Origin of the sequence: Streptomyces sp. NPDC058812, from assembly GCF_042744565.1 — a bacterium.
In the GTDB taxonomy this organism is placed as follows: Bacteria; Actinomycetota; Actinomycetes; order Streptomycetales; family Streptomycetaceae; genus Streptomyces; species Streptomyces thinghirensis.
In genome coordinates this window covers 1-24,375 of sequence record NZ_JBHYOB010000034.1, presented here as the reverse complement: position 1 = coordinate 24,375, position 24,375 = coordinate 1, and the positions used below count along the sequence as shown (strand labels likewise).

The 24,375-nt window shown below is 71.9% G+C and carries 24 protein-coding genes; 1 reads left to right on the top strand and 23 read right to left on the bottom strand.

Translation table 11 applies throughout. The features are described 5' to 3' along the window. Positions 1-22 precede the first annotated feature (22 nt). From ACFW48_RS37170 to ACFW48_RS37060, 23 genes are all read right to left on the bottom strand, one after another. The gene (locus ACFW48_RS37170) at positions 23-1,144 is read right to left on the bottom strand and encodes an acyl-CoA dehydrogenase family protein (protein WP_386322863.1); all 1,122 of its coding nucleotides are present in this window, start codon (positions 1,142-1,144) and stop codon (positions 23-25) included. Beyond that, entirely contained in the window at positions 1,141-1,767 is a 627-nt protein-coding gene (locus tag ACFW48_RS37165; protein ID WP_386322861.1) for an antibiotic biosynthesis monooxygenase, read from the bottom strand. Before ACFW48_RS37165 ends, ACFW48_RS37170 begins: the two co-directional genes overlap by 4 nt. Before the next feature lie 67 nt (positions 1,768-1,834). Continuing rightward, entirely contained in the window at positions 1,835-2,416 is a 582-nt protein-coding gene (locus tag ACFW48_RS37160; protein ID WP_310870834.1) for an NAD(P)H-dependent oxidoreductase, read from the bottom strand. 150 nt (positions 2,417-2,566) lie between these two features. Continuing rightward, the gene (locus ACFW48_RS37155) at positions 2,567-3,352 is read right to left on the bottom strand and encodes an SDR family oxidoreductase (protein ID WP_386322859.1); all 786 of its coding nucleotides are present in this window, start codon (positions 3,350-3,352) and stop codon (positions 2,567-2,569) included. Between the two features lies 1 nt (position 3,353). After that, a complete protein-coding gene (locus ACFW48_RS37150; RefSeq protein ID WP_386322857.1) occupies positions 3,354-4,031 on the bottom strand; it encodes an antibiotic biosynthesis monooxygenase in 678 nt (225 codons plus the stop codon). Between the two features lie 10 nt (positions 4,032-4,041). Continuing rightward, positions 4,042-4,809: an SDR family NAD(P)-dependent oxidoreductase gene (locus ACFW48_RS37145; RefSeq protein WP_386322855.1), complete on the bottom strand. Its 768-nt coding sequence runs from the start codon at positions 4,807-4,809 to the stop codon at positions 4,042-4,044. An 86-nt stretch (positions 4,810-4,895) separates the two neighbouring features. Beyond that, a complete protein-coding gene (locus tag ACFW48_RS37140) occupies positions 4,896-5,810 on the bottom strand; it encodes an LLM class flavin-dependent oxidoreductase (RefSeq protein ID WP_386322854.1) in 915 nt (304 codons plus the stop codon). 89 nt (positions 5,811-5,899) lie between these two features. Continuing rightward, positions 5,900-6,580 (bottom strand): hypothetical protein, encoded by a 681-nt coding sequence (locus ACFW48_RS37135; RefSeq protein WP_386322852.1) that lies wholly within the window; start codon positions 6,578-6,580, stop codon positions 5,900-5,902. 26 nt (positions 6,581-6,606) lie between these two features. After that, positions 6,607-7,644: a methyltransferase gene (locus ACFW48_RS37130; protein WP_386322850.1), complete on the bottom strand. Its 1,038-nt coding sequence runs from the start codon at positions 7,642-7,644 to the stop codon at positions 6,607-6,609. Between the two features lie 47 nt (positions 7,645-7,691). Next, entirely contained in the window at positions 7,692-8,906 is a 1,215-nt protein-coding gene (locus ACFW48_RS37125; RefSeq protein ID WP_386322848.1) for an MFS transporter, read from the bottom strand. Next, on the bottom strand, positions 8,903-9,712 hold the full coding sequence (locus tag ACFW48_RS37120; protein WP_386322846.1) for an SDR family oxidoreductase: 810 nt from the start codon (positions 9,710-9,712) through the stop codon (positions 8,903-8,905). Before ACFW48_RS37120 ends, ACFW48_RS37125 begins: the two co-directional genes overlap by 4 nt. Before the next feature lie 40 nt (positions 9,713-9,752). Next, the gene (locus ACFW48_RS37115; RefSeq protein ID WP_386322844.1) at positions 9,753-11,738 is read right to left on the bottom strand and encodes an SDR family oxidoreductase; all 1,986 of its coding nucleotides are present in this window, start codon (positions 11,736-11,738) and stop codon (positions 9,753-9,755) included. Then, entirely contained in the window at positions 11,735-13,216 is a 1,482-nt protein-coding gene (locus ACFW48_RS37110; RefSeq protein WP_386322842.1) for an FAD-dependent monooxygenase, read from the bottom strand. Before ACFW48_RS37110 ends, ACFW48_RS37115 begins: the two co-directional genes overlap by 4 nt. Further along, positions 13,171-13,998, bottom strand: coding sequence for a 4'-phosphopantetheinyl transferase family protein (locus ACFW48_RS37105; protein WP_386322840.1), 828 nt, complete (start codon positions 13,996-13,998; stop codon positions 13,171-13,173). The genes ACFW48_RS37110 and ACFW48_RS37105 overlap by 46 nt, the downstream gene beginning before the upstream one ends. Before the next feature lie 48 nt (positions 13,999-14,046). Beyond that, a complete protein-coding gene (locus ACFW48_RS37100) occupies positions 14,047-14,982 on the bottom strand; it encodes an aromatase/cyclase (RefSeq protein ID WP_386322838.1) in 936 nt (311 codons plus the stop codon). Between the two features lie 21 nt (positions 14,983-15,003). Continuing rightward, on the bottom strand, positions 15,004-15,789 hold the full coding sequence (gene fabG / locus ACFW48_RS37095) for a 3-oxoacyl-ACP reductase FabG (RefSeq protein WP_386322836.1): 786 nt from the start codon (positions 15,787-15,789) through the stop codon (positions 15,004-15,006). A gap of 150 nt (positions 15,790-15,939) precedes the next feature. After that, positions 15,940-16,203, bottom strand: a complete 264-nt coding sequence (locus tag ACFW48_RS37090; protein ID WP_386322834.1) for an acyl carrier protein — start codon at positions 16,201-16,203, stop codon at positions 15,940-15,942. A 16-nt stretch (positions 16,204-16,219) separates the two neighbouring features. After that, positions 16,220-17,443 carry a ketosynthase chain-length factor gene (locus ACFW48_RS37085; protein WP_310870849.1) on the bottom strand — a complete coding sequence of 408 codons (1,224 nt, stop codon included), beginning with the start codon at positions 17,441-17,443 and terminating at the stop codon, positions 16,220-16,222. Continuing rightward, positions 17,440-18,711, bottom strand: coding sequence for a beta-ketoacyl-[acyl-carrier-protein] synthase family protein (locus tag ACFW48_RS37080; protein WP_386322832.1), 1,272 nt, complete (start codon positions 18,709-18,711; stop codon positions 17,440-17,442). Before ACFW48_RS37080 ends, ACFW48_RS37085 begins: the two co-directional genes overlap by 4 nt. Continuing rightward, positions 18,708-19,037 carry a TcmI family type II polyketide cyclase gene (locus ACFW48_RS37075; RefSeq protein ID WP_386322830.1) on the bottom strand — a complete coding sequence of 110 codons (330 nt, stop codon included), beginning with the start codon at positions 19,035-19,037 and terminating at the stop codon, positions 18,708-18,710. Before ACFW48_RS37075 ends, ACFW48_RS37080 begins: the two co-directional genes overlap by 4 nt. 324 nt (positions 19,038-19,361) lie before the next feature. Continuing rightward, positions 19,362-20,927: an acyl-CoA carboxylase subunit beta gene (locus ACFW48_RS37070; RefSeq protein WP_386322828.1), complete on the bottom strand. Its 1,566-nt coding sequence runs from the start codon at positions 20,925-20,927 to the stop codon at positions 19,362-19,364. Positions 20,928-20,966: 39 nt separating this feature from the next. Continuing rightward, positions 20,967-21,626, bottom strand: coding sequence for a TetR/AcrR family transcriptional regulator (locus ACFW48_RS37065; protein WP_386322827.1), 660 nt, complete (start codon positions 21,624-21,626; stop codon positions 20,967-20,969). 69 nt (positions 21,627-21,695) lie between these two features. After that, positions 21,696-22,976 (bottom strand): MFS transporter, encoded by a 1,281-nt coding sequence (locus tag ACFW48_RS37060; RefSeq protein ID WP_386322825.1) that lies wholly within the window; start codon positions 22,974-22,976, stop codon positions 21,696-21,698. A 300-nt stretch (positions 22,977-23,276) separates the two neighbouring features. On the opposite strand from ACFW48_RS37060, the gene ACFW48_RS37055 reads away from it, so the two are divergent. Then, positions 23,277-24,266: a hypothetical protein gene (locus ACFW48_RS37055; RefSeq protein ID WP_386322823.1), complete on the top strand. Its 990-nt coding sequence runs from the start codon at positions 23,277-23,279 to the stop codon at positions 24,264-24,266. Positions 24,267-24,375: the final 109 nt, after the last annotated feature.

The window sequence follows — 24,375 nt, the reverse complement described above, 5'->3', positions numbered from 1 at the left end:
GCCCGGGCTCAGCCTCCGGTACTCAGGCCGGCAGCAGCCTCCGCGTGTAGCCGAGCGCCGCCGGCTCGAACTGGAGAGCGGCGTGCGAACCCGCGGCGTGGACGTCCCGCCAGATTCGCTGCATCCCGTGGGACGTCGCCTGGCCTCGCGTTCCGATCACGTGGAAGAGCCGGTCCACCGCCCCGACGAGGATCTCCACCGCGAGCGTGCTGTCGCGGTGGCAGCGTTCGGCCACGCCCTCCTCGCCCAGCCGGCCCTCGTCGGCCGTCGCGGCGACCCGCGACAGCAGCAGGTCCGCCGCGTCGATCTCTCCGGCCGCGCGGGCGAAGGCGATCCGGCTCGACTCCCGGGCCGCCGCGCGGGCACCGCTCGGCGACCGGCCGAGATGCTGCCCGACCAGGTCCAGGGCTCCCCGGGCGGCACCGAGGATCGGGGCCGCGAACGTCAGCCCGTTCACCGCGAACAGCGGTGCCGCATGAACGGTGGAGGCGGGGCCGGGCAGGCTCCCCTGCCGCATGTCGTCCCAGACGAAACACCGGTACTCCGGTACGAACGCCCGGTCCACCACCAGGGTGTGACTCCCGGTGGCCCGCATGCCGAGGGTCGACCAGGTCTCCCGGTGGGTGAACGAGTCCTTCGGCACGGCGAACACCCGTATGGAGCGGTCGCCCTCGCGCGGCGGAGCCGAGCTCAGCAGCGCCCAGTCGGCGAACTCGACGCCGCTGACGTAGAGCCAGGTGCCGGACAGCGACCAGCCGCCGTCCACCGGCTCCGCCTCCACCCCGGCCGCGACCATGGAGCTGACCAACCGGGTGTCCGGGCCCTTGGCCCAGACCTCCTGCTGCCCCTCGGTCGGCAGGTAGGCGCTGAAGCGCCCGTTGTACGCCCACAGCGAGGCGATCCAGGCGGCCGACGCGCATCCCTCGCCGATCGCCGCCACGGCCTTCGTCACCTCGGCGAACGTGGCCCCGGTGCCGACCTCCTCCGAGGGCTGGAAACCGCCGGGGAATCCGACGGCGGCCACCGCCTCGACCGTGTCGGCGGTGAGACGCCCGGCCGCGTCCGCGTCCAGGGCGTTGCCTCCGGCCGTGTCGGCCGCGGTACGGAGCGGGCCGGCCTCCGGCCATGCGGCGCGCCCGGTCATGACAGCCCCCGGACGTACTCGAGTCGGCAGAAGTACAGTTCGGCGGAGGCGAACCCGTCCAGCGGCGAAGGCTGCCGCGGGCGGCTCAGGAAGGCGCGGAAGCTCTCCTCGTCCCGCCACTGCGCGTACTTGATCACGTGTTCGCCGGTCAGGCCCCGGTGCACGGCGTGGTTCACGTACCCCGGCGTCTCACCCAGGTCGGGGTCGTCGTGTGTCATCTCCCGCAGCACCTCGGCCTGACGCTCCGCCGGGGCCGTGACGACGATGGCCACCGTGAAGCAGGGCTTGTCCACGGACAGTTCGACCACGGGCTCCCAGGTGTGGACCACCTCGCACGGCACGCTGTCCATACGGGAGTAGGCGAGGGCTTCACCGAGCCGCCGTCGGGTGCCGGACTCCGCGCGGAAGGCGTCGTAGGCCTCCTTGCTCTCCCACTGCGCGTAGTTCACCACCGACTTGCCGTCGAGGCTCGGGTGGAAGTTGCCCGAGACCAGGCCGGGCTGGGTGTGGGCGGGCGGCAGGCCACGCCACTGGTCCATCAGCCGCTGCTGCCCTTCCGGGCCGTCGGTGTGGAAGATGTTGAACAGCGTGAAGTAGCCGTCCTCCACCCGGATGGAACTCATGTCGTCTCCCTCGTGAAGTGCGTCAGGCGGTGCGTCAGGCGGCGGTGCGCCGGGCGGCGGCGGTGCATCAGGCGGCGTAGGGGCGCAGGGTGCGGGCGTCCTTGAGTGCGGCCGCCCACCACTGGAGTTTTTCGAGCATCACCTTGGCGGGCACGGTGGCGCCGGGCGCGCTCAGGGCGCCGTCGTCGCCGATGTGCTCGCGGATGCCGTGGAAGCTGACCGTGTCCCGGATGGTGGTCGCGTGCAGTTCGGCGAAGACCTGGCGGAGCTGCTCCACCGCCCGCAGGCCGCCGGAGAGGCCGCCGTAGGAGACGAACGCCACCGGCTTGGCCTGCCACTCCGTGCGGTGCCAGTCGATCAGGTTCTTCATCGGGGCGGTGAAGCTGTGGTTGTACTCCGGCGTGATCACGACGAACGCGTCGGCCGACTCCAGGCGTCCGGCGACGGCGCCGAGCACCTCGGCCGACCCGGGCCCGGGGCCGTGTGTCAGGGACAGCGGCAGTTCGACGCCGGCCAGGTCCAGGACGTCGATGTCGAACATCGCGGAGGACCGGGCCTCCTCGACGAACCAGCGCGCGACGGCCGGGCCGGTGCGGCCCTCGCGGGACGATCCGATGATCACGGCCAGCCGCAGTACTTGCTCGGACATGGGTTTTCCTTCCTGTCATCCGGGGCCCAGGGGCCGGGCCTGGCGAAGGGAACGGACTCGCGGGGCGGGGCGGCGACGACGGAGGGTGCGGTGCGCTTCGGCGCGCACCGCACCCTCCCGTGGCCGGCCGCCCGGCCGCCCGTCCGGAGGTCAGGCGCGGCCGTTGCGGATCGCGCGCATCTCGGCCACCCACTTGTCGGCGTCGTCGGCGCGCAGGCGGAAGGAGTCGGCCGAGCCCTTGTGCGTGAAGATGTGCATCCGGTTCTCCTCGACACCGGTGAGCGCGGCCAGCGCCACCTGCTCCGGCTCCAGCACCTCGGAGTGCTCCTTCAGCAGGGCGAGTTGCTCGTTGCTGCTGACGCTGGCGGCCAGCATCGGCGTGTTGACCGCCTGCGGAAGCAGGCAGGAGACGCCGATGCCCCGGTCGCCGTACTCGACCGCGAGGTACTCGGCGAACGCCACGGCCCCCTGTTTGGCGACCGAATAGGGAGCCGCGCCGAACGCGGTGAGGACTCCGCAGGCGGCGATCGTCTGGAGGAGGTGGCCACGGCCCGCCTCGAGCATCGCCGGGAGCACCGCTCGCGCGGCGTACACGTGCGACATCATGTTGACGTCGAGCGCGCGCTTCCAGTCGTCGTCCGGCGCGTCGAAGCTGCCCGTCACGGTGAGTCCCGCGTTGGAGACGAACAGGTCGACGTCGCCGAAGCGCTCACGGGTGCGCTCGACGAGCGCCTGGACGGACGCCTCGTCGGCCACGTCCGCCTGCACGGCCAGCGTGGCGCCGCCGATCGCGGAGGCCACCTTCTCGGCGCCGGCGGCGTCGATGTCGGAGACGACGACCGCGCGGGCGCCGGCCCGGGCGAGCTGTTCCGCGAGTGCCCTGCCGATGCCGCTGGCGGCACCGGTGACCACCGCGACGCTGCCTTCGATCCTCATGTCACAGGCTCCCGAACGGGTTGGTGATGATGTAGCGCCACTCGCCCGCGGCGTTCCTGCGCAGCACGTCGAGTCCGCGGCCGGTGCCGGTCATCTCCGGCGCGCCGGGCACCTCGATGCTCCAGTCGACGACCAGCGCGGCGGTGTCGCCGACGACGTAGCTCCCGCTCACCTCGGCCGAGAGCTTCGGTTCCCGCTTCAGGAACTCGACCACGGCCTCCCGGTGTTCGGCGCCGCTGACCGCCTTGCCGGGCTCCCAGACCGCCGATGCGCCCGGCGCGTACACCGACATGATCGCGTCGATGTCGCGGGCGGCGTAGGCATCCAGGTACCGCTGGTTCATCTCCGCCGGGTCGGCGGGCTCGGCGGGTGCCGGAGCGGAGTCGGCGGGGTGCAGCCCGCGCACCTCCAGGTCCTTCTCCAGGTACTCCATCCGCCGGGCCAGGAACTCCTTCATGTACGGCTGGGCGAGGTGCCGGGCCAGGTCCTTCTTCGTGGCCCACATCTCGTAGAAGACGAAGAGGTCGGCGTCGTCCGCGTCCTGGCTGATCCAGCTGCCGAGACAGCCCTCCTCGGCGCGGGACCGCTCGGCGAAGGAGACGAGCAGCGCGCCCAGTTCCGCCGCCTTCTCGGGCTTGGCGCGGGCGAAGCCCACCGCGGCCTGTATGTCGTTCTGCATGCGGTACTCCTCAGCCGAGTAGCGTGCCACCGGTGGCATCGATGAACGAACCGGTGATCCACCGGGCGTCGTCGGAGGCGGCGAAGGCGACGATGTCCGCCACCTCCGAGACCTCGCCGACCCGGTTGAACACCGACAGGGCGGACATCTGCTCAAGCGCCTCCGGGTCCTCGAACACCGGGTCGCCGTTGTCCGTGACACCGGGGGCCACCGTGTTGATGGTGATGTTGCGGGGTGCCAGCACCGGGGCCATGTGCAGCGTGATCTGCTCCAGGGCGCCCTTGCTCATCGCGTAGGCGATCTGGATGGGGAACGCGGAGTGGGTGACGCCGGAGGAGACGTTGACGATGTGCCCGCCGTCGGGGATCAGCTCCAGCGCCTTCTGGATGAGGAAGAACGGCGCCTTGGCGTTGACCGTGTAGCAGTTGTCGATGATCTCCTCGGTGACCGCGCTCGGACCCGCGCCCGCGAACCCGGTGGCGGCGGCGTTGTTCACCAGGATGTCCAGCCTGCTGGAGCCGGTGTGCTCGACCAGGCCGGCCGCCACCCCTTCCAGCAACCGCTCCACCGCGCCGGGCGTACCCAGCCGCGCCTGCACGGTGAAGGCACGGCCGCCGGCCTCCTCGATGAGGGCCACGGTCTCCTTCGCCGCGCCCTCGTTGCTGGAGTAGTTCACCGCGACTACGGCACCGTCCTGCGCGAGCCGGAGCGCGATGCCACGCCCGATACCGCGACTGGCGCCGGTGACCAGCGCCGTCTTGTTCTGGAGCCTGCTCATTGATAACCCTTCGGAACTGAGGACTGGACTGGGTGACTGTGTGACTCGTGACCGGGTGACTCGGGCCGGGGGTACGGGAGATCGCCCTACGGAGCGTTCTTGGCGACGGCCTCGCGCACCGCCGGCGCGATCTCCCCGGCCCAGCGGGCGAGGGAGGCCATGTCCGGCGTACCGCCGCGGGGCGAGAAGAGCATGAAGCCCGACGCGCCGTGGTCGAGCACGGCCGAGGTCAGCTCCTCGACCCACTGGCCGGCCGATCCGCCGACCCAGCGTCCGTCGCGGTCACGCGTGGCGGTCAGCGGCCGGTCGGTGATCCGGCCGGGGAGGTTGAACACGGTGCGGATCTCGCGGGGATCGCGGCCCACGGCCGCCGCCGCCTCGTCGATGACCGGCCGCGACGTCCGGTAGCGCTCGCTGACCCAGTCCGCCGCGTGTCCGGGGATCCACCCGTCGGCCACCCGGCCGGTGGCGGCCAGGGACTTGCGGCCGACCGAGCCGGTCCACACCGGGGGCGCCGCCACCGGGGCCGGTTCGATCTGGTTCACCCGGTAGTGGCGGCCCTGGAAGGTGACGGGCGGTCCCCCGCCCGACAGCTTCTTGACGAGGACGATCGCCTCCTCGAAGGCCTCCACGGCGTCGGACGGGGAGAGCCGTTCCACGCCCATGTCGGCGATCCGCTCCCACAGGCCGCCGGCGCCCATGCCGAGGACTACCCGGCCGCCGGAGAGTGCGGACAGCGACGTCACGGTGCGTGCCAGCATCGCGGGGGGCCGGGTGGGGAGGTTGCTGACGTTCGCGAAGCCCGCGAGGCGCCGCGTACGTCCGATGAGGAAGCCCACGGTGGCGTACGCGTCCAGGCGCTGCCCGACGTAGGGGTGGTCCGACAGGGAGAAGAGGTCGAGCCCCTCGCGGTCGGCCAGCTGGGCCATGCCGAGCAGTTCCGGCGCGTCGCCGATGGTGCTGTGCGCACCGAAGCCGAGGACGACTTCTCGTGTGGACAATGTCGTGCCTTTCGTGTCATGTCGTTCGAAGGTGCGGCGAACCCGCCCGGGGCGCCGCCGGGCCCTGCCGCCGGCCGTCAGGCGGTGGCTCAGCCGGCCGCGGAGACGGTCGCGTGGAAGGCGTAGCGGCGGCCGGCTCCGGCCTCCGCCTGCCCCATGTACTCCAGGAGCGGCTCGATCACCTCCTTGATGTGGACGACCGCCTCGGCCTCCGACACCCACTCGGAGAGCAGGAAGATCCCGCTGTCGTCGGCGGACACGTGGAAGTTGGCGGCGAGGGCGCCCGGGTACGCGCGGTCCTCGCCCTCGGTCTTCTCCTCCTTGCCGAGCAGTCCGTCGACCCAGGCGCGGGCCGTCTCGCCGTCGTTCATGGCGAAGAAGGCGGCCGGGTAGCACTGGACGTCCGGGAGGGGGTCGGGCAGTTCGGTGGGCCGCACCACCCGGTACAGCTCGAAGGCGCGGGGCTCGCCGGGCGTGAGGCCCAGTGCCTGCCAGTCGGGGCGCAGGGTCCGCGACGCCTCGCGCAGGGCCGCTTCCGACACGCCGTCCGTGGACCACTGGGCGTAGGACAGCAGCGACGTGCCGTCAGTGCCGGTGAACAGGGACAGGGCGACGAGGCCGGCGGGCCACTCGGCGGACTCCCAGTGCGAGACGACCGCGGCCGCGGCGGACGGCAGGCGGCCGGGGTCGCCGCCCACGGCCTCCTCCACCAGCGCCGTGGTGACGTCCGCGCGGCCGATGTCCGGCCTGACGTGGGACGTGACGGGCATCGTCGACTCCTCGCGGCTCGGCGCGGTCACGGCTTGCGTCCGATGACCAGGACGTCGTCGTGCAGGTCGGCGACCTCCACGGTCTCCGGCCAGAAGCCGGCCTCCCGCAGCCATACGTGCAGGTCGTCGGCGGTGTACTCGTGGCCGCCGCGCGACCAGACGAGCATGGTGAGCCCGGCCAGCGCCCCGTGCATGGCGGGCTGCTCCCCGCCGGCCATCGGGTCGTACACGAAGACGGAGCCGCCGGGCTCCAATGCGTCGTAGGCCCGCTTCAGCAGCCTGATCCGGTCCTCCACGCCCCAGTTGTGCAGCACGTGGCCGAAGACGAGCACGTCGGCCTTGGGCAGCTCGTCCTTGAAGAAGTCGCCGCCGTGGAAGGCGACCGGCGACGCGGTGTCGCCGAGCCGCTCCATGTGCCGCTCGAAGGCCGGCTCCAGCGGTGGCAGGTCGAAGACGGCGCCCTTCAGGTGCGGGTTGTGCGTGACCACCTGGTGCGCGAAGTTGCCACGGGCGCCGCCGATGTCGACGAAGGACGTGTAGTCGCTCCAGTCGAAGCGGCTCATGGCCACCGCGATGGGCGTGTTGAGCAGGTCCATGCTGTCCAGGAAGCCGTCGGTGGCCTCGGCGTCGGCGTACAGGCTGTCGTACGGGTTGCCGGCGACCGCGGCCTGGTTCTGGGGCTTGCCGGTGCGCAGCGAGTCGGCCAGGCCGCCCCAGGCGGGGTTCAGCTCCTGCCGGCAGAAGTGCAGGTATCCGCCGAGGTACTCGGGGCGGCCGCTGACCAGGAACTGCTCGGCGACCGCGGAGTTGGTGAACCTGCCGTCCTCAGCCTCCAGCAGGCCGAGGTGGCTGAGGCCGGAGAGCAGGTCGTGGGTGCCGAGCTGGACCAGTCCGATACGGTCGGCCAGCTCCTCGGAGGTCGCCCCCTGCTTCGACAGTTCGGTGAAGACGTTGTGCTCGACGGCTGCCAGCAGCATCTGCGCCTGCCAGGAGCCTAGGACGAGGCCCATGATCGGGCCGGGGTTCACGGCGGCGTGCTCGGACGTTTCGACGTCGACGGCCATGGTGGGAAAGCCTCCTTGGTGAGGTGAACGGGTGGTGCGAACAGCGGTCACGGACCGGGCCGGACCGGACGGCGGCCGGCGAGCGCGGCGGCGAGGCCGACCGCTCCGGCCGCCGTGATGAGGAACAGCGCCGGGCGCGGCCCGTCACCGTGGGTCAGGAGCAGCGCGGTCGGCGGCAGCAGCAGCCCGGCGCCGAGCTGCACACACGTCTGGTAGAGCGAGACGGCCGCGCCCCGGTCGGCCGTGTCGAACGCCGCCGCGGCCTGCGTGTTCAGGGCGACGAAGGCGCAGCAGAACCCCGCCTCGACGAGCAGCAGGGACGGCAGCATGCCGAGCGCGTACGGGCCGCCTTCGGGCCGGGCCAGGTACAGGGCGTATCCCAGGAGCGGGAAGAAGGCGCCGAGCGTCACGAGCCTGCGGGTCCCGTACCGGGCGATGAGCCGGCCCGCGAAGGGGACGGTCAGTGCCAGGGGGACGCAGGCGGGAAGCAGCGCGAGCGCGGTCGCCCACGGGGACCAGCCGTACTCCTCCTGGGCCTGGAACACCATCAGTACCAGCAGGCACTGGTAGGTGCCGTTGAGTGAGGCGGCGCCCAGCGCGGAGCGCAGCAGGGAGGGTTCCTTCAGCAGCGCGAGGCGTGGCGGCCGGGGTGGCCGGGTGCCGTGCTCACGTGGCAGGACACGGAGGCCGGCCAGCAGCAGGGCCAGGGCGATCGGCGCGGGGAAGGCGAACACCCAGCGCCAGCCGTCCTCCAGGAGCAGGCCCGCGAGGAGCAGCCCCGCGGTGAAGCCGGCCGCGCCGAAGAGCGAGTAGACGGACAACGCCCTGCGTCTGCCCGGCCCGTCGGGGAAGAGGTCGTTGATGATGGCGAGGCCGGTCGGTGCGGTCAGGGCCGCGCAGCCGCCCTTGACCACGCGTACGGCGACGAGGAGCGCCAGGCTGTCGACGAGCGCACCCGCCACCGAGGCCAGGCCGAACAGCAGCATCGCGCCCAGGTAGACCCGTCGCCGTCCCGCGCGGGCGGACAGGGACGGGCCGAGCAGGAGCAGCACGGCGAAGCCGAGGGCGAAACCGCTCATCAGCCACTGGGCGCCCCACGGTGTCAGGCCGAAACCGGCGGCGATCGTGGGCAGCGCGATGAGTACTACGGACACCTCGATGGCGTCGAGGAGCATGTTGCCGGAGAGCACCAGCAGTTGGGTCCACTGCCGGGCGTCCCAGCGCCGGCCCGCCGCCTGTGGGCCGGCGGCGGTGCCGGTCACCACTGGAGGGCCTGCCCCTCGGGTGTTCCGTCCTCGCCCAGGAAGGTCGCGGTGGGCCCGTCGTCGCCGAGGGTGGCGAGGCGTACCGGGATGTGCGCGCCCTGCTCGGTGGTGAGGACCCCGTGGTGCCCGTTGATGTCCGTGGCCACGAAGCCCGGGGAGGCGGCGTTCACGAGGATGCCGGTTCCGCGCAGCTCGTTGGCGTAGGTCAGGGTGACGGCGTTGAGGGCCGTCTTCGACGTGGCGTACGAGAGCATGACCGGGAACTCGCCGGGCGGGTGCACCCCGGTCGGGTCGACGTTGGCGGCGGCCGCCGACAGCGAGCCGATCGCGCTGCTGACGTTGACGATGCGGGCCGACGGGGCCCGGCGCAGCAGGGGCAGCAGGGCGTTGGTCACCGTGATGACGCCGAAGACGTTGGTCTCGTAGACCGCGCGTACCTGGTCGGTGGGGGTCTCGCTGGGCGGCTGCATGGGGCCGCCGACCCCGGCGTTGTTGACCAGGACGTGCAGGAGACCCGCTTCCTCCGCCAGCCGCTGGGCGGCGAGTGCGACGGACTTCTCGTCCGTCACGTCGAGGTGCAGGAAGCGCACGTCGAGGCCGTCGGCGCGCAGCGCGCTTTCGGCGGCCCGGCCGCGCTCCTCGTCGCGGGCCCCCAGGTAGACGACCAGGCCGAGCTCGGCGAGTTGCCGGGCGATCTCGCGGCCGATCCCCTTGTTGGCTCCGGTGACGACGGCGATGCGCGCGGTCACGGAGGACGCGGTCTCGAAGGACTCGGTCTCGGAGGACGCGGTCTCGGAGGACATGGTCTCCCTCTCACACTGGGTCGGTTCGGGTGACGACGGCTCAGCCGAGCAGGGTGCCGCCGGTGGCGTCGACGAAGGCGCCGGTGATCCAGCGGGCCTCGTCGGTGGTCAGGAAGGTGATGACGTCGGCGACGTCGCCGGCCTCGCCGACCCGGTTGAAGGCCGAGAACCGGGCCATCGCCTCGACGGCCTCGGGGTTGTCGAAGATCGCCCCGCCGTTGTCGGTGATGCCCGGTGCGACGCTGTTGATCGTGATGCCGCGCGGGGCGAGCAGCCGGGCCAGCTGGAAGGTGAGCTGCTCGACCGCGCCCTTGGTCATCGCGTAGGCCACCTGGTCGGGCACGGAGGTGCGGGTGACGCCCGTGGTGATGTTGACGATGCGACCGCCGCTCGGCATCTGCTCCAGGGCCCGCTGGACGATGAAGTACGGCGCCTTCGCGTTCACGGCGAAGTAGCGGTCGAACTCCTCGGGCGTGAGGTCCTCGGGCGCCGAGCCGGTGGAGGTGACGGCCGCGTTGTTGACCAGGATGTCGAGGCGGCACTCCCCGATGCGTTCCTTCAGTCCGCGTTCCAGGCCCAGGAAGAGTTCGTGCACGTCACCGGGGACGCCGAGTTCGGCGCGGACCTTGAAGGCGCTGCCGCCCTCCTTCTCGATGCGCTCGACGGTCTCGTCGGCCGCCTCGTCGTTGGCCGCGTAGTGCACGGCGACCAGCGCGCCCTCTCGGGCGAGACGGATCGCCGTCGCCCTGCCGATGCCGCGACTGGAGCCGGTGACGAGGGCCGTCTTGTCGGTGAGCCTGTCCACGGTTGACCTTCCGGGTAGGTGGGTGTGCGAGGGGTGCGGCCGGGCGACCGGTGCGGACCGCCGGGGCGGTTCCGGCGCGTCGAGGCCGCTGATCATGCGGGCCAGGTGCCGGCGGGCGGTGCCGAACTCCAGGAGCTCGCCGAGGACCCCGCGCAGCGCGGTGACCTCGTCGGGGCCGAACAGCAGGTGCGCCTGGGCCTGGATGTTGGCCAGCGTGCGCGCGCCGGCCGGGTGCCGCTCCGCGTGGTAGGCGTCGAGCTGGTCGGGCCCGGCTCGTCCGGTGACCACCCGGGCGAGCCTGGGCCCGAGGTCGGCCGCGTCCTGCAGACCGAGGTTGACGGCCTGTCCGCCGACCGGCATCTGGTGGTGCGCGGCGTCGCCGGCGAGCAGCACCCGGCCGCGCCGGTACTCGGTGGCCTGCCGGGAGGCGTTGCCGAAGCGGTTGAGCCACAGCGGGCGCCCGTGCCCGATGTCCTCCCCCGTCACCGCGGCCCAGGCCTCCGTGACCTGGGTGAACGTCGTTTGTCCGACCGGCTGTTCGCCGTACCGGTGGACCATGAGCCGGGTGGTGCCGTCGGGTCTGCGGTAGGCGGTGGCGACCCCCGCGTCGTAGCGCTTGAGCCGCCGGTTGTCGAGGTCGATGCCGGCGACGTCGGCGCGCAGCATCACCTTGTCGGCGTCCCGTCCGGCGAACTCGAATCCGCCGAGGTCGCGCACGGTGCTGTGGTCTCCGTCGCAGCCGACCAGGTAGCCGGCGGCGAGCCGGTAGGTCCGGCCGTCCGGTGCGCGTACGTCGATCCGGACGCCGTCGTCCGTCTGCCGCAGTCCGGTCAGCGTGTGCCCGCGCCGGATCGCGGCGCCCAGGTCGAGCGCGTACCGCTGGAGCTCGGTCTCCAGGTGGTACTGGAGGCACTCCCACTGCCCGGCGTACGGGTGGTCCGGGTCGGCCTCGGCGAGGTCCAGGCGCAGGCCGCCGAAGTGGCCGGGCCCCACCGCGGGAAGCTCGCCGAGCCTGGGCAGCAGGCCGCGGTCGGCGAAGATCTCCATCGTCCGCGCGTGCAGGACGGAGGCCCGCGACTCCCCCGTCGGCTCGGTCAGCCGCTCCAGGACGAGGACTCTCGCGCCGCCCGCCCGCAGTTCGGCGGCGAGGAAGAGTCCGACGGGCCCGGCGCCGGCCACGACCACGTCGGCCGTGTCGGTGGCCGGGTCGTGCCGGGTCATCGGGGCCGGTCCGCGGCGGGCCCGAACCAGCGGGTCAGCGCCGAGTTCAGGTCCTGGTGGCTGCCGGGGGCGGCCCAGGCGACGTAGCCGTCCGGGCGCAGCAGTACGGCCGCGGTGCCGGCCGCCGGGCTGTGCTCGGGGAGACCGTCCGCGCTCGCGGTCACGATGTCGACGCGGTCGCGCCAGCCCCGGGCCCGGCGGCGCAGCACGGCGTTGTCGTCGAGGTCGAGGAGCACACCGCGCCCGGCGCGCAGCAGGACGGTGCTGCTCGTCCCGCCCGTCGCCGTGGTCAGCGTCAGGTGCGGGAGCCGTCGGCCGAGCAGCGCGTTGCCGCCGCCGCCGACGTCGTAGCGGATGTCCAGGCCGCTGACCTTGGCGGCCAGGTGGTGGGCGACCTCGGGGTAGCGGATCAGTTCGGCGAGGACGCCGCGCAGCGGCTGCGCCTCCTCACCGCCCAGCACCAGCAGGCTCTGCGCCCGGGTGTTGGCGAGCAGGCCGCGTCCCACCTCGTGGCGTTCCGAGTGGTAGGTGTCGAGCAGTTCCTCGGAGGCGTCGCCGCGCAGCACCGACGCCAGTTTCCAGCCCAGGTTGTACGAGTCCTGGATGCTGGTGTTCATGCCCTGGCCGCCCGCGGGCAGGTGCACGTGGGCGGAGTCGCCGGCCAGCAGGACGCGGCCCCGCCGGTACTCGGTGACCTGCCGGGTGGCGTCACCGAAGGCGCTGACCCAGACCGGCTCGGCATGCGAGATGTCGATGCCCGTGAGGCGCTTCCACAGATCGGCGACCTCGGCGAACTCGGGCGCCTCGGTGCGCCGGCGCGGGGTGATGCCCCGCTCGCCGACGATGATCCGGTGGATCCCGCCGGCGAGCTTGGCGACCATCACGAAGCCGCCGCCGATCTGCTGTCCGGTCATGCGCGGTTCCAGGTCGACGCCCCGCAGGTCGGCGAGGAGCATCTCGGTCGTGGCCGCGCTGCCGGGGAAGTCGAAGCCGGCCGCCTTGCGGACCGTGCTCCGGCCCCCGTCGCAGCCGACGAGATAGCGGGCCCGGACCGTCTCCTCGACGTCGTCGTGCCGCACCTTCACGGTCACGCCGTCGCCGGTGTCCTCGATGGAGACGCACTCGTGGCCGCGCCGTATGTCGGCGCCGAGTTCGCCCGCCCAGGCCTCCAGGGCCTCTTCGGTCACCGACTGCGGTACGGTGCGGGCCGCCTCGTGGGCCGCTCGCAGGACGCCCATGTCCAGCGGCAGGCCACCGAAGTGGCCCATGCCGCTGGTCTCGTACTCACCGAGCCGGCCGAGGAGTCCACGCTGGTCGAACACCTCCATGGTGCCGATGGTCAGACCGATCCCCCGGGACTCCCCGGTGCGGCCGGGGTGCCGTTCCAGCACGGTGACGTCGGTCCCCGCGAGACGCAGTTCCCCGGCGAGCATCAGCCCGGCGGGTCCCGCTCCAACAATGACCACCGAAGCGTCCATGAACCTCTCCTTCTCCAAGCCAGCGGCCGGGCCGCGGACAGCGGTACTCCCGCCGCGCCGTCGTACAGGCAGGCCACCGGCAGCGATCGCAGTGTGATGAGCGGCTCCGCGGCCACGGCCAGGGCGGCGGCGGCCGCGTGCCGCGGTCCGACCAGCACGTCCCGCACGATCCAGCCGGGCGGGCCGGGCGGGGCGTCGGCGTCGGTTCCGTCGCCCAGGTAGTCGAGGGCCGGCCTGCGGCGCAGACCCGTGCCCAGTCCCTTCAGGTAGGCCTCCTTGCGCGTCCACAGCCGCGCGAACGCGGACGGCCGCGACCGCTCGGGCAGCGCCGTCAGTTCACGCCACTCCGCCGGATGCAGCGTGGGCCCGCACAGCTCCACCGTCTCGATCGTCGGTGTGCGCTGCACATCCACGCCGACGACCACCGCGGCCGTGCCGATCAGGATCAGCCCGTGGCTGTGCGACAGGGAGAAGTGCACCGGCGCGGGCGGGTACCGCAGCACGGGCCTGCCGGTGTACCGCGCGGACGGCGGGCCGGGTTCGCGGCCCAGGCGCAGCCGCTCGGGCGGGTGGCCGGTGGCGGCCGCGAGGATCCGGCGCAGCGCGATGTGCGCCGACACGTACTGCACCCGGTCCTCGGGCCGCACGAACAGCTCCGCCCGCCGCGCTTCCGCCGCGTCGAGCTCGCGCGCCGCCAGCCGGGACGCCGCGGCGCTGTCCGGCGGCGGCGGGCGCACCAGCCACAGCGTGAGCTCCGGCGGCTCACCGAGCACGGGCGTCATCGGGGTCACCGCGGGTGCTCGGCCGTCCGTCGTTGGCCGGCACCGGACTCAGCGCCTGCCCTCGGCGTACGCCTTCGCGTGGCCGAGGGTGGCTCTGCTGTTGGTGCTCAGCGCCTGGTGCACGTACTCCCGGGCGTCGGCGACGGTGGCGTCGGCGCCGAGGACGCGGGCGATGTTGGCGGTGTTGAGCACGACGGTGTGCTGCGAGGACGCGGTGACGCCGGCGTCGGTCTCGGTGAACGTCCAGTAGCCGGTGTGCAGCGTCATGAGTGCCGGGAGGGTCACCTGCTTGTAGGCGATCCGGTGGTGCGGGAACGTCACCCGGTACGACTTGGTGGTGTGCACGGAGCCGTCCCGGGCGCGGGTGTCCATCTCCAGCGTCTGGAGGCCGGGGGTGTCCTCGGTCAGTCGCACGGTGGCGACGTGGGGCAGCCGCTGCTCCCACAGGTCCGCCTCGTTGATGAAGTCGTAGACGTCCTTGGCGGCCCCGTCGACGGTGACGGAGTCCTCGAAGGAGAAGGTGAGCGCGTCCTCGGCGTGGGCGCGTTCGACGTTGGTCCGCAGGGCGGCGAGCTCCGAGCGCGAGTTGCGGTCGACGGCCTCGTCGATCCACTTCAGGTGCTCGGGGTCGTCGTCCACGGCCCGGTAGTCGTGCAGGAGCCGGATGCGCGACTCGGTCGGCGAGACCGGTTCGATGATCCAGGCACCGCCCATGGCCGCGACCGGCGGGGTGGACACCTCCTGCCGGAAGTCGATCCGCAGGCTCTCCGGGTCCAGGGTGCGGCGCGAGGTCCAGTTCTTGGCCTCGCCGTTGGCGGTCGCCCAGATCTGGATGCGCTCCTTCCCGGCCTCGAGTTCCACGTGCTCGACGTGGATGGTCGGCGGGAAGATCCGCGGCCAGTTCTCCACGTCGGCGATCAGCCGGTACACCGTCGCGGCCGGTGCGGCCGCGGTGATCTCGTGCTCGACCTCACGGATGGTCATGGTCAGTCCTCCTCGGGATGGTCAGAAGTTGCCCAGGCCGCCGCAGACGTTGAGCGCCTGCGCGGTGATGGAGGCCGCCGTGTCGGAGGCCAGGTAGCCGACGAGGCCGGCCACCTCCTCGGGCGTGGAGTACCGGCCGAGCGGGATCTTGGCCTGGAACCTCTCGAGGATGGCCGCCTCGTCCGTGTCGTAGGCGGCGGCGTAGCCCTGCCGGACCCGCTGGGCCATGGGCGTCTCCACGTAGCCGGGGCAGACCGCGTTGACGGTGATCCCGGTGGGCGCCAGTTCGTTGCCGAGCGCCTTGGTGAAGCCGACGACGCCGTGCTTGGAGGCGGAGTAGGGGGCGCCGAGCACGACGCCCTGCTTGCCGGCCGTGGAGGCGATGTTGATGATCCGGCCGCGGTCCTTGTGCCGCATGCCGCCGGTGTTGAGGACCTCGCGGGTCACCCGGAAGACGCTGTTGAGGTTGGTCTCGATGACGTCCGCCCACAGCTCGTCGGCTATGTCGGCGGTGACGCCGCCGCCGCTGCGGCCGGCGTTGTTGACCAGTACGTCGATGGTTCCGTAGGCGTCGACCGCGGCCCCCACGAAGTCCCGGACGCCGTCGGCCGAGCGGACGTCGACGCTCTGGCCGCCGACGTCCAGGCCCTCGCCCTGGAGCTCCTTCACCGTCGCGGCGACGTTGTCGGCGTCACGGGCGCCGATGAACACCTGGTGGCCCTGGTGTGCGAGGAGCCGGGCGGCGGCGAGGCCGATTCCGCTGGTGGCTCCGGTGACGAGGGCGACCCGCTTCTCCTGGTCTGGCATTGTCTGTCGTCTCCAGTGGTCCGATGTGGCTCGGTGGTTGATGCGGTGTGTACGACCGCCGCGCGCGCCGCCGCCCCCTCGGGAGGAGGAGGGGGCGGCGGCGGGTTCGTGGATGCCGGATGATGGCCGCGCGGCCCGGCGGGTCCCGTGTCAGGCGGCGACGGCGAGACGGGAGTTGACGGTCTCGATCAGCGTGCGCGGGGTGTGCAGGATGCTGAGCACGTCCTCGTCGAGCGAGATGCCGTACTCGCGCTCTATTCGGCTACCGGTCTCCAGCAGGGCGAGCGACTCGTAGTTCAGCGACTCGAAGTCGGTGTCGAGGATGTCCCCGTCGAGGTTGACGGACTCGTCGGCACCGGCCGCCTCGACCAGGATGCGGCGGAGGTCGTCGAGGGTGAATTCCTGGTCAGCCATAGCGTTTCCTTTCGGTTCAGCGGAGTCGGTCCGCGGCGCGGACGACCAGTGCGGAGTTGAAGCCCCGGTGGCCGCGGGCCAGCACCAGCGCGGTGCGCACCTCGGTGGTGCGCGGCTGGCCGACGACGAGGTCGAGGCCGTACTCCCGGTCCGGCTCCGTGTTCGTCGTGGGCGGGATCAGACCTTCCTCCATCGCGAGGAGGGCGGTCGCGAGGTCGAGCGCGCCGGCGCCGGAGTACAGGGCTCCGGTCATCGTCTTGGGCACGGTGACCGGGACCCGGCCGGTGCCGAAGACCTCGTTCAGCGCCTCGGCCTCGGTCCGGTCCAGCTCGGGGACGGCCGCGCCGTCGGCGAAGACGACGTCCACGTCCGCGGCGTCGGCTCCGGCGTCGGCGAGGGCGAGTTCGATCGCCTTGCGCAGGGCGGGAGGACGCCCGCTGCCCGGTCTGGGGTCGAACGTGGCGCCGTAGCCGGCGATCTCCCCGTAGGCCTTGGCCCCGCGGGCACGGGCGGCGTCCGCCTGCTCCAGGATGAGCAGGGCGCCGCCCTCGCCCGGTACGTGGCCCGCGGCCCGTCGGTCGAAGGGCAGGTACGCGGTCTCCGGGTCCTCTCCGGTGCTCAGCCGGCCGCTGGTCAGCTGGGCCACCCATCCCCAGGGGCACAGGGAGGCGTCCACGGCGCCGGAGACGACCAGCGGCGTCCCCTTGCGGACCTGGCGGCGTGCCTGGGCGACGCAGTCCAGACCGCCCGCCTGGTCGCTGACGACGACGCCGCTGGGGCCCTTCATGCCGTGGCGGATGGAGATCTGGCCGCTGTTGACCGCGTAGAACCAGGCGAAGGACTGGTAGGCGCTGACGTACTCGCTGCCCTGCCCCCACAGTCGTTCCAGCTCTCGCTGGCCGAACTCGAACCCGCCCGACGCGCTGGAGGTGACGACGCCCATGTCGAACGCGGGCCGTTCCTCGGGACGTACTCCGGCGTCCTGGAGGGCCCAGTCGGCGGCGACGAGTGCCAGCCGGGTCATGCGGTCGGTCTGCGGCATCAGGCGGTTCGGCAGGTGGTCCTCGGCGGTGAAGCCGTGGATCTCGCCGGCCAGCCTGCTCGGGTACTGGGCGGGATCGAAGCGGGACAGCCGCCCGATGCCACTCTTGCCGACCCGGGCCGCGGACCAGTACTCCTCGGTGCCGAGCCCGTTGGGCGCGACGACGCCGAGTCCGGTCACCACTACGGAGGCACTCATGCGGCGGTCCTTTCCGGCCGGGCCAGCACCATCGCGCTCTGGAAGCCTCCGAAGCCGCTGCCCACGGTCAGCACGGCGTCCGTCGTGTGCTCCCGGGCGGTGACCGGCACATAGTCGAGATCGCATTCGGGATCGGGTTCGTGCAGGTTGGCCGTGGGAGGCACGACGTTGTGGGTCATGGCGAGGGTCGACGCGGCGATCTCGATGGCGCCGATGGCACCGAGGGAGTGGCCGACCATGGATTTGATGGAGCTGACCGGAGTGGCGTAGGCGTGCTCGCCCAGGCTCTTCTTGAACGCGGCGGTCTCGTGCCGGTCGTTCTGCTTGGTGCCCGAGCCGTGCGCGTTGACGTAGTCGATCTGCTCCGGGTTCATCCGCGCCTCGTCCAGCGCGACCCGGATCGCCTCGGCCATCTCCGCGCCGTCGGGGCGCAGTCCCGTCATGTGGTACGCGTTGCTGCGCGTCGCGTATCCGGCGATCTCCGCGTAGACACGGGCGCCCCGGCGGCGGGCACTGTCCAGTTCCTCCAGGACGAAGAAGGCCGAGCCCTCGCCGAGGACGAACCCGTTGCGGGTGCTGTCGAAGGGACGCGAGGCCCGCTCCGGCTCGTCGTGCCGGGGCGTGGTCGCCCTGATCGCGTCGAAGCAGGCCATCGTGATCGGCGAGATCGGTGCGTCGGTGGCGCCCGCGATCATGGTGTCGACGGAGCCTTCGCGGATCAGCTCGATGGCGTAGCCGATGGCGTCGATGCCCGAGGTGCAGCCGGTGGACACCACGGCGTTGGCGCCTTCGGCGCCCACGGCCCAGGCCACTTCGGCGGCGAAGGAGCTGGGCACCAGGTAGTTGTACAGATGCGGGACCGCATAGGTGTGGTCGACCAGGTTCAGCCGGCCGCCGTCGCTGACGACCCGGTACTCCTCGTCGAGGCCCATCGTCGCGCCGACCGCCGTCCCGACGGTGACGCCGGTGCGGTGCGGAGGACTGCCGGCCAGGTCGAGGCCGCTGTCGGCGAGGGCGCCGCGGGCGGCGACCACCGCGAACTGGCCCGCCCGGTCCATCCGTCGGATCTCCTGCGGGCTGAGCCCGTGGGCCTCCGCGTCGAAGTCGATCTCGGCCGCCACCCGGGAGCGGAACGGCGACGGATCGAAGAACGTGATGCCACGGGTCGCGGTGCGGCCCTCGCTGAGCAGGGACCAGAACGCGTCGGTGCCCACGCCACCGGGGGCCAGCACCTCCAGGCCCGTGATGACTACGCGCCGGCCGCTCACGCCTTCGCCTCCCAGTCGTAGAAACGGGTCGCCATGGCGTCGGCCGGCGAGCGCCAGGTCGCGGGGTCGTACGCCTCGATGAACGGCTTCAGGTCTTCGCTGATCCGGACGAACCGCAGGTCGGTCTTGGCCTGCTCGATCTGCTCCGAACCGTTCTCACCGTCGAAGTCCTGCAAGTGGAAGTAGAGTCCGCGGTAGTGGAAGAGCTGACGCCGGCGCGTTCCCATCCGATGCGGCATTTCGGTGGCGTCGAACTCCTGGAAGATATCGGCCACTTGCCCGCTGGACGCAAGGTCCATCCTGGCCACGATCAGGTTGCTGTGCATGCGATTCTTCTCCAAGTTGTCCAGTCGTTGGTGCGGAGCCGACGGCGCCGGAAAAACTCACGGTCTCCGGAGGAGGGAATTCAAAGCCGGGCGACAGGAACGCCGGGCCGGAACCGGACCGAGCCGGAAGGAAAGAGCGGGCGCCTGAGCGGAATTCAGCTCGGGATGCAGCTCGTGGTGCAGCGACAAAGCGCCGGACTCTGACATCAATGTTCTTCGCGTTCGGGCCCGATATCAAGGGCGATCGATGCAAATGCGCGTCCGGTTCCACAGGCGAATCACCGCCGCACTACAGAGAAGCGTGCACCGGTGCGCCGGGGCCGGTCACTGCGGAGGGTTGCCGTGCTTGCGCGAGGGCAGGTCGGCGTGCTTGGCCCGCAGCATGTCGAGGGAGCGGATCAGCACCGAGCGGGTCTCCCTCGGGTCGATCACGTCGTCGATCAGTCCGCGTTCGGCCGCGTAGTACGGGTGCATCAGCTCGTCCTTGTACTCCGCCATGCGCCGCTCACGGACCGCGTCGGGGTCCTCGGCGGCGTTGATCTCCCGGCGGAAGACGACGTTGGCGGCGCCCTCGGCCCCCATCACTGCGATCTCGTTGGTCGGCCAGGCCAGGGCCAGGTCGGCGCCGATGGAACGGGAGTCCATCACGATGTAGGCACCGCCGTACGCCTTGCGCAGCACCAGCGAGATCCGTGGCACGGTGGCGTTGCAGTACGCGTACAGCAGCTTGGCGCCGCGCCGGATGATGCCGTTGTGCTCCTGGTCCACCCCGGGCAGGAATCCCGGCACGTCGACCAGGGTGACCAGGGGAATGTTGAACGCGTCGCAGAACTGGACGAAGCGGGCGCCCTTCTCGGAGGCGTCGATGTCCAGCACTCCGGCCATCGCGGCGGGCTGGTTGGCGACGACGCCCACGACATGGCCGTCGAGCCGGGTCAGCGCGCAGACGATGTTCGCGGCCCACAGCGGATGCACCTCGAAGTACTCGCCGTCGTCGACGACCTCCTCGATCACCTTGCGGATGTCGTACGCCTGTCCGGCGCCGGCCGGGACCAGGTCGAGCAGCGCGTCGTTGAGCCGGTCGGCCGGGTCGCCGGAACGCTCGACGGGCGACAGTTCCCGGTTGTTGGCGGGCAGCAGCGAGAGCAGGTAGCGGACGTCCTCGATGCACTCGGCCTCGTCGTCGTAGGCGAAGTGGGAGACGCCGGAGGTCGCGGCGTGGACGTCGGCGCCGCCCAGTCCGTTCTGGGTGATCTCCTCGCCGGTGACCGTCTTGACGACGTCCGGGCCGGTGATGAACATCTGGCTGGTGTCCCGGACCATGAAGACGAAGTCGGTCAGCGCGGGCGAGTAGGCGGCGCCGCCCGCGCACGGGCCGAGCATCACGGAGATCTGCGGGATGACACCGGAGGAGCGGGTGTTGCGCTGGAAGATGCCGCCGTAGCCGGCGAGCGCGGTGACGCCCTCCTGGATACGGGCGCCGGCCCCGTCGTTGAGCGAGACCAGCGGTGCGCCCGCCGCCTCGGCCAGGTCCATGATCTTGTGGATCTTCTGGGCGTGTGCCTCGCCGAGCGCGCCGCCGAAGATCCGGAAGTCGTGCGCGTAGACGAAGACGGTGCGGCCGTGCACGGTACCCCAGCCGGTCACCACGCCGTCGCTGTACGGCTTGCGGTCCTCCAGGCCGAACCCGGTGGCCCGGTGCCGGCGCAGGCTCTCCACCTCGTTGAACGATCCTTTGTCCAGGAGGAGGGTGATGCGCTCCTGGGCGGTCAGCTTGCCCTTGGCGTGCTGGCGTTCGGTGGCCGCCGGGTCGGGGCCGAGCCGCGCCGTCTCCTTGATCTCGGTCAGCTCGTCGATCCGGGACTGGATCGACTCGTGCGGTGTGGCCATGGTGTTCCCCACCTTCCCTGGGTCGTCGGGTGACGGCGATCAGCGGTCGGATCCGGGCCGGTACAGCCGGATGAAGTCCGCGACGCCGGTGGTGACCAGCGCCTCCGTCTCGAAGTCCGCGAGCGGAAGGGCGCCGTGGAAGGAGCGCTGGACGACGCCGCCCGCGACCAGCTGGATGAAGCGTTCGGCGGCGTGCTCGGCGTCGGCGAAGGCGAGCAGTCCCTGGTCGGCGACGCGCTGGAGGCGCCGGGCCAGTTCCCGGTTGGCCTGCCGGGGGCCGGCGGTCTGCCACATCTCCAGGACGCCGGCCGGCCGTGTGGTGATCTCGGCACCGAGGTGGCGGACGATGGCGAAGTGCTCCGGGAAGGCGGACAGCGGCGTCAGCCAGGCGCGGCCCAGGGCCGCCAGGTCCCGCTCAAGGTCGGTGATCTCGGCGAGGTGGTCCTCCGCGATGACCGTCAGCGCGGCGGAGACCGCGGCGGCGCCCTCCAGGAGGACGGAGAGCAGCAGTTGCTCCTTGTCCCGGAAGTAGTGGACGACCGTGGCCTCCTCGAGGCCGCTCTGTTCGGCGACGTCCTTGACGCCGGTGTGCGTCCAGCCCTCTCGCGCGAAGACGGCACGGGCCGCCCGCACGATCACCTGGCGCTGCTCCGCCGGTCCGGCCTGGACGCGCGCCATGGTTGCCTGCTGCGTGGTCATGGGTGTTCCTCCCGTTGATGTGTGGTTTCCGTGCTGACCGCCGGGGCGGGAGCGGGCGTTCGGCCGCGCTCAGCCCGCCCGGTCGGCCTGTCCCTCAAGGGCCGCGCCGGTGGCCGCGACGCCCGTCCCGCCGGGTACGCGGTGCCGGCCGCGCAGGTGGACGAGGAGCACCGCGACGGCCGCCAGGACCGAAGCCGTGCCGCCCACGAGGAGGCCGGAGCGCGCCCCGAGACTCTCGCTGAGGACTCCGACCAGAAGTGCGCCGAGTGGCGTGGTGCCCTGGAAGACCAGGGTGTAGAGGGCCATGACCCGGCCCCGGTAGGCGGGGTCGGTGCCCAGTTGGATGCGGTGGTTCGCGGCTTGCGCGAAGTAGATCGAGCCGAAGCCGGTCCCCAGCAGCAGTACGGCCGCCAGGGCGTAGGTCGGCGCGAGTCCGGCCAGTGTCTCCAGGGTGCCGAACCCGATGGCCGCTCCGATCACCAGGCCGAGCCGGGGCCGGCCGCGGCGCAGTGTGGTGGTGAACGCCGCGAGCAGGGATCCCGCGGCGAAGGCGGTGGTGAGCAGTCCGAACGCGGCGGCGTCCGTGTGGAAGACCGTCTTGGCCAGCAGCGGCAGGGTCAGCTGGAAGTTGAAGCCGAGCATGCCGACCGCGGCGACCAGGGCCATCGGCAGCAGCAGGTCGCGGCGCGCCATCATGTGCCGTACGCCGTCCAGGACGGCGGCGCGTGCGGGGCGCCGCTCCGGGCGGTGCAGCTCGTCGGGGCGCATCAGCCGCAGGGCGACGATGGTCGCCCCGTAGCTCACCGCGTTGAGGAGCATCACGGTCGCGGTGCCGAACCAGCTGATCATCAGCCCGGCCAGCGCCGGGCCCACCACCCGGGCGCAGTTGAAGTACGCGGCGCTGAGGGCCGACGCGTTGGGCAGCAGGTCGGCACCGACGAGTTCGCTGACGAAGGACATCCGGGTGGGCGTCTCCACCGCGTTGACGGTGCCGAGCCCGAGAGCGAAGAGGTAGACGTGCCACAGCCGGGCCTCGCCGGTCAGGACGAGCAGGCCGAGGAGCAGCGCCAGGACGGCTGAGGCGAGGTTCGCCGCCACCAGCAGCCGGCGTTTGTCGTACCGGTCGGCGAGGCCGCCCGCGTACAGGGTGAGCAACAGCAGGGGCGCGAACTGGAGGGCCGTCACCATGCCCAGGGCGGTACCCGAGTCACCGGTGAGGGAGAGGACGAGCCAGTCCTGGGCGACGACCATCATCCAGGTGCCGGCGACGGAGACGAGCTGTCCCGCCGCGAACAGCCGGAAATTGCGAATGGTCAGGGACTGGAACGCACCGGCGAGGAGGGAAGACATCTCGTCCTTCGGTTGGCGCACTGCGGGGGACTCTGCCGTAAAGCTTCTTCGGTCCGGCCCGGACCGGTCAATGCGTTTCATGTCAGATTGCGGTCAATCCAGGTGACGGTTATGTCATTTCATCCGAGCGGGCCACACCCGTGCAGCTCGACCCACGTCAACGTCAGAGATTGCGCAGGAAATTTTGAAATCTCTCGAATCCCGTAACGAGTTGTATAGAAAGCTCGCTCGACGCTTGTCCGCCCGCATTTCCCCGAATAGCGTTGCCGCGCCATTACCGGAAAATCAGGGGGAGTCACAGTGATCGAGGAGACCATCCGCAGAAACATGGGGACGGCGACGTGCGTCGGCGCCGGCTGCGTCCGGGGCGAGGCCGCCGGACGTCCCCGGCGGCCGGCCGTCGCCGGTTCCCGGTTGTGCCCGCCCTGCCACCGGCACCTGCTGCTGGAGCTGATGCGGCTGCCGGGCCTGTACGAGGAGTGCGGACTGCGGCTGGGAGGAGAGAGCGGCCCGTGCCGGGAGAAGACCTCCGGGGGGCCACTGCCGGGGATGCCCTTCAACTCCCGTGCGGCCGACGCGCGCACCTCGATCCTGGGAGTGCTCGCCTCCTGGGCCTCCATGGTGGTGGAAGAACGCGGCCTGGCCGGTCCGCGGCGGTCCGTCGCCCCCTTGGCCCAGTTCCTGGCCCGGCACGGCGACTGGCTCGCGGCGCACAGCGCGGCTGGGGAGGTGTCCGGCGAGGTTGCGCGGCTGGTGCGCAAGGCGCGCGGTGTGATCGATCCCGTGCCGAGCCGTCACGTCGTCATCGGGGGCTGCGTGGAGCCGGGGTGTCCGGGCGCGCTCACCGCGGTCGTACGGCCGCGGCGGCCGCAGGTGCCCGCCGAGATCACGTGCGACGCGGATGACTCCCACTCCTGGTTCGGGCACGAGTGGCTGCAGTTGAGCCGCCGCGTCGGCGCCGCGAGATCGTTGTCGGCAGGGTCGTCGGCGACGGGTTCGTCGTCGGCGGGTTCGTTGTCGGCGGCGTCGCCCGGTGCGGGCTCGGCTGAGCAGGACCGCGCGACCGGGGCAGAGACACCGCAGCCCGGTCCGGCGGATGCCGGGCAGGAGGTGCGCTGGGTGACCGCGGCGGACATCGCCAGTCTCTGGGGAATTCCGGTGGGCAGTGTCTACCGGCACGCGAGCACACGGAAGTGGCGCCGCCGTAACCGCTCTGGCCGGACCTTCTACCACGGGGTCGACGTGTACGAGACGCTCGACCGCGTGGTGACGGCGGCGAACGCCCGCTGAACGTCCCCGGGCATCTGCTTCACGAAAGAGGGGCGCGGCGGGGGGCGGGGGGGGGGGCCGCGGGCCCCCCGGCCGTGGGGGGGGGGGGGGTGGGTGGTGGGTGAGGTGT

Coding starts and splice junctions, on each gene's coding strand:
- ACFW48_RS37165 (WP_386322861.1), bottom strand. CDS start 1,767: ATGAGTTCCATCCGGGTGGAGGACGGCTACTTCACGCTGTTCAACATC.
- ACFW48_RS37155 (WP_386322859.1), bottom strand. CDS start 3,352: ATGAGGATCGAAGGCAGCGTCGCGGTGGTCACCGGTGCCGCCAGCGGC.
- fabG (WP_386322836.1), bottom strand. CDS start 15,789: ATGCCAGACCAGGAGAAGCGGGTCGCCCTCGTCACCGGAGCCACCAGC.
- ACFW48_RS37065 (WP_386322827.1), bottom strand. CDS start 21,626: ATGACCACGCAGCAGGCAACCATGGCGCGCGTCCAGGCCGGACCGGCG.
- ACFW48_RS37145 (WP_386322855.1), bottom strand. CDS start 4,809: ATGAGCAGGCTCCAGAACAAGACGGCGCTGGTCACCGGCGCCAGTCGC.
- ACFW48_RS37075 (WP_386322830.1), bottom strand. CDS start 19,037: ATGCACAGCAACCTGATCGTGGCCAGGATGGACCTTGCGTCCAGCGGG.
- ACFW48_RS37150 (WP_386322857.1), bottom strand. CDS start 4,031: ATGCAGAACGACATACAGGCCGCGGTGGGCTTCGCCCGCGCCAAGCCC.
- ACFW48_RS37130 (WP_386322850.1), bottom strand. CDS start 7,644: ATGGCCGTCGACGTCGAAACGTCCGAGCACGCCGCCGTGAACCCCGGC.
- ACFW48_RS37120 (WP_386322846.1), bottom strand. CDS start 9,712: ATGTCCTCCGAGACCGCGTCCTCCGAGACCGAGTCCTTCGAGACCGCG.
- ACFW48_RS37105 (WP_386322840.1), bottom strand. CDS start 13,998: ATGACGCCCGTGCTCGGTGAGCCGCCGGAGCTCACGCTGTGGCTGGTG.
- ACFW48_RS37110 (WP_386322842.1), bottom strand. CDS start 13,216: ATGGACGCTTCGGTGGTCATTGTTGGAGCGGGACCCGCCGGGCTGATG.
- ACFW48_RS37100 (WP_386322838.1), bottom strand. CDS start 14,982: ATGACCATCCGTGAGGTCGAGCACGAGATCACCGCGGCCGCACCGGCC.
- ACFW48_RS37160 (WP_310870834.1), bottom strand. CDS start 2,416: ATGTCCGAGCAAGTACTGCGGCTGGCCGTGATCATCGGATCGTCCCGC.
- ACFW48_RS37085 (WP_310870849.1), bottom strand. CDS start 17,443: ATGAGTGCCTCCGTAGTGGTGACCGGACTCGGCGTCGTCGCGCCCAAC.
- ACFW48_RS37115 (WP_386322844.1), bottom strand. CDS start 11,738: ATGACCCGGCACGACCCGGCCACCGACACGGCCGACGTGGTCGTGGCC.
- ACFW48_RS37060 (WP_386322825.1), bottom strand. CDS start 22,976: ATGTCTTCCCTCCTCGCCGGTGCGTTCCAGTCCCTGACCATTCGCAAT.
- ACFW48_RS37170 (WP_386322863.1), bottom strand. CDS start 1,144: ATGACCGGGCGCGCCGCATGGCCGGAGGCCGGCCCGCTCCGTACCGCG.
- ACFW48_RS37090 (WP_386322834.1), bottom strand. CDS start 16,203: ATGGCTGACCAGGAATTCACCCTCGACGACCTCCGCCGCATCCTGGTC.
- ACFW48_RS37135 (WP_386322852.1), bottom strand. CDS start 6,580: ATGCCCGTCACGTCCCACGTCAGGCCGGACATCGGCCGCGCGGACGTC.
- ACFW48_RS37070 (WP_386322828.1), bottom strand. CDS start 20,927: ATGGCCACACCGCACGAGTCGATCCAGTCCCGGATCGACGAGCTGACC.